This is a genomic window from Snuella lapsa, from assembly GCF_039539345.1.
GTDB classification, from domain to species: Bacteria; Bacteroidota; Bacteroidia; order Flavobacteriales; family Flavobacteriaceae; genus Snuella; species Snuella lapsa.
In genome coordinates, this window is the sequence record NZ_BAABCY010000085.1 from 34,478 (window position 1) to 46,412 (window position 11,935).

At 34.4% G+C, this 11,935-nt stretch carries 7 protein-coding genes; 2 read left to right on the forward strand and 5 right to left on the reverse strand.

Annotation, left to right across the window (positions count from 1 at the left end):
• Positions 1–54 precede the first annotated feature (54 nt).
• Positions 55–675: a TetR/AcrR family transcriptional regulator gene (locus tag ABD792_RS15860; protein WP_345007345.1), complete on the reverse strand. Its 621-nt coding sequence runs from the start codon at positions 673–675 to the stop codon at positions 55–57.
• A gap of 94 nt (positions 676–769) precedes the next feature.
• On the opposite strand from ABD792_RS15860, the gene ABD792_RS15865 reads away from it, so the two are divergent.
• Both ABD792_RS15865 and ABD792_RS15870 read left to right on the forward strand, forming a co-directional pair.
• On the forward strand, positions 770–1,906 hold the full coding sequence (locus ABD792_RS15865; protein ID WP_345007346.1) for an FAD-dependent monooxygenase: 1,137 nt from the start codon (positions 770–772) through the stop codon (positions 1,904–1,906).
• A complete protein-coding gene (locus ABD792_RS15870) occupies positions 1,903–2,331 on the forward strand; it encodes a DUF3995 domain-containing protein (RefSeq protein ID WP_345007347.1) in 429 nt (142 codons plus the stop codon). The genes ABD792_RS15865 and ABD792_RS15870 overlap by 4 nt, the downstream gene beginning before the upstream one ends.
• Before the next feature lie 173 nt (positions 2,332–2,504).
• Here the strand turns inward: ABD792_RS15870 and ABD792_RS15875 are convergent, their stop codons facing one another.
• From ABD792_RS15875 to ABD792_RS15890, 4 genes are all read right to left on the reverse strand, one after another.
• Complete coding sequence (locus ABD792_RS15875) at positions 2,505–4,322, reverse strand: hypothetical protein (RefSeq protein WP_345007348.1); 1,818 nt, start codon at positions 4,320–4,322, stop codon at positions 2,505–2,507.
• Between the two features lie 18 nt (positions 4,323–4,340).
• Positions 4,341–6,143 (reverse strand): hypothetical protein, encoded by a 1,803-nt coding sequence (locus ABD792_RS15880; RefSeq protein WP_345007349.1) that lies wholly within the window; start codon positions 6,141–6,143, stop codon positions 4,341–4,343.
• Positions 6,140–8,350, reverse strand: coding sequence for an alpha-N-acetylglucosaminidase (locus tag ABD792_RS15885; protein WP_345007350.1), 2,211 nt, complete (start codon positions 8,348–8,350; stop codon positions 6,140–6,142). Before ABD792_RS15885 ends, ABD792_RS15880 begins: the two co-directional genes overlap by 4 nt.
• Positions 8,351–8,536: 186 nt before the next feature.
• Positions 8,537–11,887: a VCBS repeat-containing protein gene (locus ABD792_RS15890; protein WP_345007351.1), complete on the reverse strand. Its 3,351-nt coding sequence runs from the start codon at positions 11,885–11,887 to the stop codon at positions 8,537–8,539.
• Positions 11,888–11,935 lie beyond the last annotated feature (48 nt).

Sequence of the window (11,935 nt, forward strand, 5' to 3'; positions counted from 1 at the left end):
CTAAAAACAGAGGCTTTTCCTTTATATATCCAATATGCTTCCGGCTTCCATTTATTAATCAAAAACAAACAACTCATATTCTTGCCTGCCCTTTTCAGTTAAATAAGGAAAAATAGTTTGATTCATTATTTCAGTATAACCAAGAATCGTTTCCTCGGTTACGTAATTGGAGGCTGTTATAGCAGAAGATATCCAAAAATCACCAACAACCTGAACACGCTTATATAGGTTTAAATATTCATTTTTAATCATTTCAAGCCGTATAAAACCGCCTTCTATCAACAAATCAATCAATTTCATAAATTGTCCTTCTCTTTCTTTCATTAGTTGCAAATAATGCGCTTTAATCTTATCGTTTTCTCTCATAACCTGCACAAAATCAAGAAAGATAAAACGATACTCATAAAAACTTTTCATTATTGAGTTTGAAATACTAAAAAGAGCATTCAAACTATTCTTAGGTTGAATTTCAGATATAAAGTTTTCATCAATATTTTTAACCAATTGAAAATATAAAGCTTCAATAATGTCCTCCCGCTTTTTAAAATGATAATTTAAGTTGCCTTGACTAATCCCCATTTTATTAGCAATTGTTCTCAAGGTAACTTTCGATAAGCCTTGATTATTAAACAATTCTAATGCTACATCTAATATGACCGCTTTCGTTTTTTTCATTATACAAAAATAATAAAATTAGTAACCTTGACCTAATAATTAATTTATTAGTACATTTGACCTAAAAAAATAAACGAGTAATAAGCATAAACACGTGAAAGAAATTACAATTATTGGTGCAGGAATAGGAGGTTTAACTACTGCTATAGCACTAGAACAAAAGGGCTTTAAAGTAAGGCTATATGAAAAAACGGAACAACTAAAACCTGTAGGTGCAGGAATCATTTTAGCCAGTAATGCAATGCAAGTCTATGAAAAATTAGGATTACGAAAAACAATTGAGCAGAATGGATATCCAATTTCCAAAATGAATATCACCAAGGCTAACTTGAAACCGCTTACAAAAGTTGATCTATCTAATTTTGAACAAAAGCATAATATAAAAAGCATTGCAATTCATAGAGGTACATTACAGCAGATTTTAATTGATAGTTTAACTTCTACCGAAATCCACTTAAATCATAGCCTTAAAAAAGTCATAGAAAACGCTAATGGTTATTCCTTAGAATTTAACACTAAAAAGCAAAGTCAAACCTCAATTCTTTTGGGAGCTGACGGCATCAACTCAGTAGTTAGACAGAATCTATTCCCAAATAAAAGAATTAGGCATGCGAATCAAATATGCTGGAGAGGGATTACTAAATATAATCTACCAATAGCATTTAAAAACGAGTTAAACGAAGCTTGGGGTGAATCTGGAAGATTTGGCTTTGTTCAAATTAACAAAAATAGTGTGTATTGGTACGCTTTAAAGACCTTTAGCAGTAGCAAAAATGAATTGTCCTTAAACGCTATTGAAAAATACTTTAGCACCTACAATCCAGTTATTAAGTCCATTATTGCCGCTACCAAAATGGAACTAATAAATACAGCAGAAATATCAGATTTAAAACCTACCTATGCATGGTATAAAAAAAATGCCTGCCTCATTGGAGATGCTGCCCATGCAACAACACCAAACATGGGACAAGGTGCTTGTCAAGCCGTTGAAGATGCTTATGTTCTTTCAGAATGTCTGAGTAAATACGATACCATGAAAGCTTTTGAAATCTACCAAAATTTAAGATTACCCAAAGCGCATCAAGTAGTAAAAACGAGTTGGCGCATTGGAAAAATGGCACACCTTTCAAATCCTATACTTAGAGGTTGTCGTAACCTGTTGTTAAAATTAACACCAACTACTATCAACAAAAAACAATTTAAACGTATCTTTCAAATCCCAAACTTATGACCATTAAAATCCTATCCGTAGTTTTATTTTTAATTTTTACAGCGCTTAGCGGTTTCCACTTCTATTGGTTTTTTGGAGGCAAAAGAGGTTTAGAAATGGTTATCCCATCAAAAGACAATACTTCACGTATACCTTCAGTTCCCAAATTGGCTACCTTGACAGTAGGTATAATATTAGTTTTATTTGGGGCATTGTACCTTATAAAATCTGGGGCTATTACAATTCAACTTTCAAACTGGATGGTAAACTATACATATTGGTTCATTCCTTCTATTTTTATTTTACGTGCCATTGGAGATTTTAAATATCTAGGTCTCTTAAAAAAAATAAAGAATACCAAATTTGGAAAAGCTGATTCAAGAATATTTTCGCCCCTTTGCTTAATTATTGGTTTTATTGGGATGTTAATACAATTGGCAAATTAACCATTGGACATTGGTACCCTTAATTGTCCATTTGTCATATAAACACTAGGGTTATAAATAACCTAATACGCCATTATAGTGTTAACTGTTGATCCTTTCTGTTTAGGTTGATGCCTTACTTGTCAAAACAGTATTAAAATCAATACACTATTATTACCCTTTTCGCTCCGCTCTCAATTCGTTTCTACCTGAAATCCCCCAAATATGCTCGATAATTCTTCAATATCTTTAATGGTTAACGGCTTTAATGAGTTGTTCCAATGCTTTAAGCTATCAAAACCTGAACTTTCTTTTATCTCTTTAAATAACAACTCACACGGTGAATCTAGCCCATCCGACAAATTCCAAACCTCATCGACTTCATAGTTGTTTTCAATAAAATTAGAATATCCTTTTTTGGTCAACTCATTCATCAAATTGTTAGCTGACCACTTAGCTCCAAAATTGCGGGTAGAATTTAACCATAAACTCAACTCTTTTACATCTGTAGTTGGATAAAAATGTTTAATGGCTTTAAAAAGATCATTTTCCATATTATACACAGTGTATTCGGCTCCTACCAGTTGCCAATATAATAAGGGTACAAAACCCTTTTTCATTTCAATTACGGGATGGGAAATTAAATATGGGTTAAATACCACACCTTTAACCCCATCAAACTTTTCTTTATTTTTATTCATCATAGCTATAGTACTATAGCCTCCTAAAGCATACAATCTTCCTAAATCCTCTGCTGTTATTGTTACAACAAAAATAGAAGGACTTACACTCTTTGCTCCCTCTTTAAAATTGGTTATTTGTTTTTGATTAATGCCACTTTCCCAATCGGCTATTCTTATATAGCTCTCCTGTTGTTTAAAATCTTTTAAATCGACTATTTTTTCATTTAAGGTTTTTACATCATCTGGGGAAGTTCCTGGATACATGATGTAAATACTTTTGTTTGCATACTCTCCTTTTATAGAACCATCATACAATAATTGTTTTGCTTTGGTTTCTCCTCCACTTGTACCTGTGGCTCCGAGTACAACCACATTCTTTACTTTATGCTGCTTTATAAAGTCCTTATATTCTTTTGGCAACTCCAATAATTTAACCCAGGACACGGCATAGGGCACAGATGGATCGTGACTTAAAGTTGCATAGGATGCAATACCATTATCATTTGCCGTTTTTAAAATGGTTTGAATTTCCTTAACTGTATTAACACTTACTAAATAATGCATGGGTAATACTGGAGCTTTTAAAGTATTTGAAATGTAGGGAATTGATGGAAAGCCTGTAGTTATTAGTACAGTTTCTATTTCTGTATTAATTCCTAAAGTTTCATTATAGAAATCTACCGTTTTGCTAACAGATTTTTCTAAATAATTGGGTGTTGCCAACACATGATTTGGGCCTGAACCTGGGGCATTGACTTTCCAGGAGTGCGATATTCCAGAAGAGAGGTTTTCTGCTGATTTTTCAACAATATATTCAGCGCTCATTCCTCCATCTAATTTAAAAACAGGGACGTTGTCAACCTTTTCTGTTTCAATATCAAAAACGGTTAGTTCATTGTTATCGATCACTCTAAAAAAAGTTTGATAGGTTTCCTCTTTTATATACCCTTCTTCCTTCAAAACCAAATAAATACCGTAGGCTCCCTTTTTTATATTAGATGGTAAATCTATCTCTGTTATTTCCGTATATTTCTTCTTACCATCCCATCTGTTCTCTATTTCTTTTAGTTCCAATGTCCGAAAGCTTAATCCCTCTGAAATATTTACGATTTTAAGACTTATTGTTTCTATTGACACTGATTTACTATTATGATTTTCAATACCTATTCGGACATTAATGGTTTCTCCCGCATTATATGCTCCTTTATTCAAAGTAACTTCTATTTTTATGGGATGTTCTCCTTCTCTAACTACATTTTCTTGCTTGTAATCTTTACATCCAATAAAAACCATTGTCAATATTAGGACTATACACGTTATTATTCTCATATTAAAATGTTATTTTAATTATTTGGCTGTTACTACGATTTCTGGAAATCTATTGGATATATCTTCCAAATCGCTTACATCCAGATACTGTAAACTTTCATTCCAACTCTTAAATGCGGATGGAGTGGTGGTATTAATTATATCATCTGCTCTCACTTCTGTTAAACTGTTTATACCATTGCCAAGATTCCAAATTTGTCCTTCTTGATAGTTACTTGATCTTACGGTCAACCCTTTAGACCTCAACAAAACATCCATATCTAAACGATTTGTCCAAAATGTTAAGTTCTCAAATACGATATCTGGAAAATAAGCATTAATTGCAGATTTTATTTTGGTGCCCAACCAATTATCATATTGAAATTCTGCTGATATTCCCGCGAAATATAAAAAGGGAATATATCGTATATAACTTTCGTAGCCAGGGTTACCAAGCATATATTGATTTGTTGAAATTCCTCTTACAGCAGGCCCACCAACTTCAAAAATAGCCTGATTCTTTTTTGCTAAGGCCAACGAAGTATAAGTTCCTAAATTCCATAGATGTACACCATCACTTGCCGTAACCGAAGTTACGGTAACTCCTGTTTCTGCTTTTAGTGTATTACTAAAACCGTCTATTTGTTCTGGAATTATTCCTGCTTCCCAATCTGCCACCTTTGTTACAGCAGATAGTCTTGTTCTATTATAATCACTTAATATTTGCTCTAAATAACCATCTGATGCATCTCCCGAAAAACGCATTAAATATAAAGAACCAGCTTCATACTTACTTCTTGTATCTGCTACTTTTTGTGCGGCAGTTTCACCATCATTTGTCCCGGTGTGCCCTAATAGAATGACGTTCTTCACCTGATGATCATTGATAAACTTTTTATATTGCTCTGGTAATTCCAATAATTTTATCCAACCCACACTCTGTGTGTTGGTTATCGAAAAATCATGACCAATGGTTCCGTAAACAGAATATCCTGTATTGTTAGCTTGGTCTAAAATAGTTTGGGCTTCTTTAACAGTTCCCGATGCCACTAAATAATGTAATGGCAATACAATGGCTTTCATATTTTTTGCCAAGTACTGTACACCTGGTATTCCTGTTGAAATGATAACAGTTTCTATGGGTGTTGTTGAACCAACGGCTTCATTGTAAAAATCTACGGTATAGTTAATGGATCGTTCTAAAAAGTCTGGCGTTGAAACCACACTTTCAATTGGAGTAGTCCATGTATGGGATATTGCTGAAGCAAATGATGCTGTTGCTTTTTGAATAGTATATTCAGCACTTAAACCGCCTCTTAATTTATAAACTGATAAACCATTATAATCTTCTTTATCAATTTTATAAGTGAGCAATGTTTGGTTGTCCTTAACCCTAAAAAATGTTTTATAAAATTCTTTCGCTGAGCCATCGGAAAAAATCGTTCTAATATACACTCCATAGGGCTCGTTTTTAAAATCTGAAGGAATTGTAAAAATTGATCGTCCTGAAACCTGATGTGTTTTCTCTACTTCTATCTCTACATCCGTCATTAGTTCCAACTCATACAAAACCCTATTTAAACTAAAATCTTTTATACTTACAAGAACACTGGAAATACTTACTGGTGTAGATGACAAGTTCTCAATAATAAAACTTTCCAATTTTACCTGATCTCCTGCGCTATAATCTCCTCTTTCTGTCTTTAAAAACCCTATTTTAATATTGGTTTCCTGACTAGACTGGGCTATATCACTACCATTATCATTTTTAGTACATCCGTATCCAAAAAAACACATAAGAACTATATACTGTACCATCGCTAAATTAGAAACCATTCTCATTCCAAGTCTTCTTTATATTTTTCTATTAATTCCTTTGAAATTTCTAACGCATCTCCTACAGGTTCACGGCTATAAGCTTCATTACCCTGAGTCCAATCCCACTCAAATTGGGTTACTTTATCATAGAATGCTTCTTCATTAAATACCTCGTTGCTTTCAACGGCCTTAATCACCCTATCAACAAACATTTGCCAACGCTTTTTATAAAAATTTTTGGTCAACCCAGCCCAAGAGCGATTGGCGTAATCGTTTAAGCTTTGTGAGGCTGTCCCCCAAGTGGTAACAATATTACGGGCATTATGTTCATAATATTTTTGTTCTTTTTCATTAGCTCCAAAAGCTTTAGCATCTTCTAACCATTTCCCTATTAGAAAAGACGATTGTGTTGCCAAAAGCTTATCTAAATCATCAAATAGCACCAACATCTTTTCCCCACTCTCTTTCAACCCATCAAGGTTTTTAGCATTATAGTTTTTGGTAAAGTCGTCTCTAAGCACTGCAAAATGATTACCCAATACCTGTCTGCCAATATTAGCAATATCATATTTGTAACTTGAAGTATTACTTGGGCTCTCCAATAATAATTCCCAAGCTTTAAACAAATCTTCATTATTATAATTAATTGTCGGGTCTGTGGTCCAGTTACCACTTCCCGCTAAAGTAGGTCTTGCATTGGTTAAGGTAGCCTGTCCTAATCTTGCCGAATCCTTATAGATTTCGCGATGTAAAATTTCCCAGGCTGCACGACTACTTTCAATACTTGAACCATAACGCATATCCGCCCAGTTTTTAATCCATTTCCTAGTATCCGTTTTTCCTTCTGACCACGCTTTTTCAAATACAAATTCATACATCACAGGGTTCACATCAAATGCTTCCAGGGTTGAGCCAATACCCCACATATTTTTATTGGTCGCTAATGCATTTTCTATACGTTCTTCAACCGTATCAATATTTCCAGCCATCATGGTATTACCTCCAAAGTTGCCCAGATAGCACCATATAAACGGCTGATTGAAAAACGAATCCGTCATTTTCCAAACTTCTTTATTTTCACAGTAGTAATCCAACAGCATCATTTTATCTTGTGGCACGGCTTTTACCATTGCTTCTATACGTTTGTTAGTCCAATGGTCACGTTCAAAATAGAATATCCAGGACATTTGCAACCAAGTGGCTTTAGGGTCTATATCGGTTATGGAACTGTAAATGGTATTGGACACCGTCGCCAAATATTCTGGTTCCCAACTTGGCGGGTGTACTTCATTAAAAGGATCTGCTCCATAAATATGGTCCGTTCCATACAATTCAGTTTGCTTGGTTAAAAATTTATGCTGTACTTCTTTGAATACAGGGTCTAAAGGATCTAAAAAGAAAGCGCGATACTCATCTTTGAAACCTCCCCACGAACTCAGCTGGCTTATTTTGGCTTCTGGGTATACAGTTTTTAAGGCTTCCGGCACATGACCAGCAAAAGCAGGAAGCACTGGAGTCATTCCTAGTTCTCGTTCTCGTTTTACAATTTTTTTCTGTAATTCTTTTTGGTGTGTTAACCATGACTGAGGTAATGGTCCTCCCCATTTATCTAAATTAGACATCCTATGCCATGGCAAGTGCGCAGGTCCTGTAAAAAAAGATCTGATTTGGTTATCGGATAATCCATATTCTTTCCACACCTCATACCATATAGCTTCTTGGCCTGTAATAGCCAATGGCATGTTTATTCCATTAAGAGCCATCCAGTCTATAAAGCGTTCCCAGTCTTTCCACTGCCACCAAGGCATGGTATACCCAAAAGTGCAATAGTTTAAAAAGAAGCGATTGTTTACGCGAGCAGTCTTTGTTATCTTATTGGGAACCTTGGGTAATTCTTCGGGGAGCTCTATTTTATCATTGGCATACCAGGACACGTAGGTACGACAATAGTTTTTTAGGTAATAATTGAGGCCTACCGCCAAAGCGTTATAGCTATTACCTTTAATTAAAATCTTATCATGCTTTGATTGGATTTCAAAAATATCTGTTTCAACATTTTCTATTATGTCAAAAGCAAACCTACCTGAAAAATTTGGAGCAATTCGCTGCACTAAACTTTCGATTGGAGTAAAGGCTAGTACATTATCTTTCCTCAACTTGTTCTTACCGAGGCACCCCATAAGAGTGCTTATAACAGTAATAAATAAAAAAGCTCTTTTGGATTTAACCATTTTTAATATAATTTTGTCTTAATGTATCATTAAAAAGGGTAGGCACCTACCCTTTTTACTCTAAACCAATTATAACTATTCAACAAACTGTATGAAAAAATTATATAACAAATCTAGTAACACAGGGTTATTGTAGGGTTTAAATATCTGTCTTTGAGGTTTGACAATTAGTCTATAATGAGGTAATTATCGATTTATTTTCTCTATTTGTAAACTATCGTTATTTTTTGCAAAAAGAATTGCTTGATCACCATTACTTAACTTAATCCATTTAGAGTCTTTAACATCACCTTTTACTAACAAACCGCTTTCGTATGGAAGTAAAGGATTAAAGTTACCTTTACCATCACCCTCTAAATATAAACCATATGAGGCATCGTTACGTGGCGTTTCAACTTCTGAGGCATATAAATTTCCAGACAAGACAAGATCTAAATTTCCATCCTTATTTATGTCTTCAGATAAGATACTATTCACCGAAGACACCTGTGCTTCGTTTGGCAATATGTTCATTTTGAAATGGCCACTTCCCAGATTTTCTATATAACTAGTTGCAAAATTATAGGCTTTGTAATGTAATGCCTCTTCTAAGCTTTGGGTTGAATACACATCTTCCAAATTGGCTTCAGCAAAAGAATTATAGTCTTTAAATTTAATCTTAATAGCCGGTATTTGTTCTGAGGAACATTGACGCCCCCTAACTGGAAATTGTTCACCTCTATAATAGTATCCTAAAACAATATCAACACTTCCATTGTTATCAAAATCATCAGCATAAACATCAAAGGACTCTTTTTCTGTAGCTCTATATTTATAATTCAGGCCTAAATTGCCTGCTACAAAATCCACATCGCCATCATTATCAAAATCCTTGGCAACAATACTGTTCCACCAGCCAGTAGATTTCTCCAATTCAAAATCTTTTGTTTTATCCGTAAACTTCCCTCTTTCATTTTCTAAAAAGGTAATAGGCATCCACTCTCCAACAATTACTAAATCTAAATCCCCATCATTATTAAAATCAGTCCAAACCGCGTCTGTGACCATTCCTATATCTTTCAAATTAGGTGCAATTTCTTGGGTGACATCTGTAAAAAGCACTTCGGAATCGGAACTATCATTCCTCAAGATATAACTGCTCGCAGGTAATGGATAATGTCTTGGTGTATGACGTCCTCCTATGAAAATATCCATATCTCCATCGTTATCATAATCACCTGTTACCACCTTAGAACCACTAACGTACATGTCTGGCAGTGCTGTTTGGTTTTTCACAAAATTCCCTTTGGTGTCGTTGATATATAAACGATCTTGATAAGGCTTTGAGTTTTTATAAAATTCGTTACCACCGCTAACCACGTACAAATCTTGAAAACCATCTCCATTAGCGTCAAAAAACAGTGCTCCAACATCTTCTTTAATTTTATCTTCAGTCCAACTTTCATCCAAAATGATCTTTTCAAAGGTTCCTTGCTTACTTTGTTGGTATATCACTCCTAGCTGCCCTGACGCTCCGCCTACAAAAAAGTCTTCCAAATTATCATTATTAACGTCTCCCACAGCCAATGCTGGTCCAAATTGGGACATTTTATTGGGCAACAATACTTGATAGAAATAGTCGTCAAATTTATTTTCTTCGTGTTTATAGCCTATCCCCAATTTATTTGTTAGATCCTTAAACAATTGCTGTTTTGAAATGGTTAACGGGGACTTGAAATTACTATTAACATAGTTTAATTCAATTTGTTTATTTACTCCCAGAGCTACAAGACTTTGTTCTTTCCCATCGGGCCAAATCACCTTAAGACTATCAATGCTCTTTACTGTCCCTACTCCAAAATTCAGTGTTGAGGGCACTGCCGATTGAAACCCCCTGGAATTCATAACCTGTTGTAATTGCATATTCCCCTCATAAAATAAAGATACTTTTGCCCCGACACCTAGCAGGTTTTTATCGCCCCCCTCAAGACGCACTTTGAGATAATTATTTGAATTATAATCTGACGTTGTATTTTTGAAAATTTTACTCGTTTCATCCAAATTATTCACTACTAAATCTAAATCGCCATCATTATCTAAATCGGCATAAGCAACGCCATTGGAAAACCCTTTATAGTTAAGTCCCCATTGTTCGCCTATGTTTGAAAAGGTAAGATTTCCATTATTCCTGAATGCATAATTATCGATTTTTTCTGAAGGAATGCCCTCTATTAAAGGCAGTAAATTGGTTCCCTCCGTTTTCTTTTCATTGTACTGTTTGCCTATCTTTTTAAAATAATCTTTATTATTTATTTCCCTTCTAGTACCATTGGTCACAAAAAGGTCTTTCCAGCCATCATTATCAAAATCGGCAAATAACGCTCCCCAGCTCCAATCTGTCAAAGCCATTTCTGCTAATCTTGGAATGTTACTAAAAAGAGGAAGACCATTTTTATTATTACCAATGTTTAATTGCAAGGTATTATGCATGTATTGTGTATGAAATCCATAGTAATCCATCTGATTGAACATGGGCACATTCATACTCTGCATATTGGCCTTAGATCTTCGATTGTCTTCAGGCGTCATATCCAATTGAAAAAAGTCTAATCTACCGTCGTTATTAAAATCGGCAACATCTGATCCCATTCCAAAAAATGCGGTTTGGTTTACCGTTTGTTTTATTTGATCTGTAAATGTGCCATCACCATTATTAAAATAAAAATTATCAGGTGATGCAAAATCGTTTGACACATAGATATCCAACCAACCATCTTCATTGTAATCTCCAATGGCAGCAGAAAGTGAAAGTCCAAAATCCAGTAATCCAGATTCGACAGTTATGTTTGTAAACGTATTATCACCATTATTTTTATACAATGAATTTGATTGTAATTCGGTTACACTATTCATTAGTTTGTAATATTCTGGAACTGAAGTCTTAAAATCGGTAGGTGGGTAATTTATAACATACAAATCAAGATCGCCATCATTATCGTAATCAAAAAAAGTACCTTGCACGCTATTGCCAACATCGGCGACACCATAACGTTCTGCCTCTTCTGAAAACACGGGTATACCATTTTCATTTAGTCCTTTATTTACAAACAACAGATTTTTTGTATTGGCCCATATACCAGATACGCTCACATAAATATCTAACCAACCGTCTGCATTTACATCGACCATGGTAACACCTGTTGTCCATATATTACTGCTTGCTTCAACCTTAGCTATTTTTGTAATATCATCGAATTGTAAATCCCCTCTATTTAAATACAATTTGTCTTCAACCATATTCCCCGTGAAGAAAATATCCTCCAATCCGTCATTATTTACATCACCAACCGCAACTCCTCCTCCCATGTACATATAGCCATAGTTAAAATAATTGATCGAATCGTTTTCTTGCAAGATATTGGCAAAATCGACTCCAGATACTTTACTATCAATTTCTTCAAATAACTTATTATTTTTAAGCACCGGCCTTTTGCTATCTGAACAAGCGATAATTATTAATGTTGCAATTAAGGGTATTACAATATTATTTAGTTTCATTTTCAATAATTTTCGGTAGAATTTATATAACGAAAGCATCAATTTACC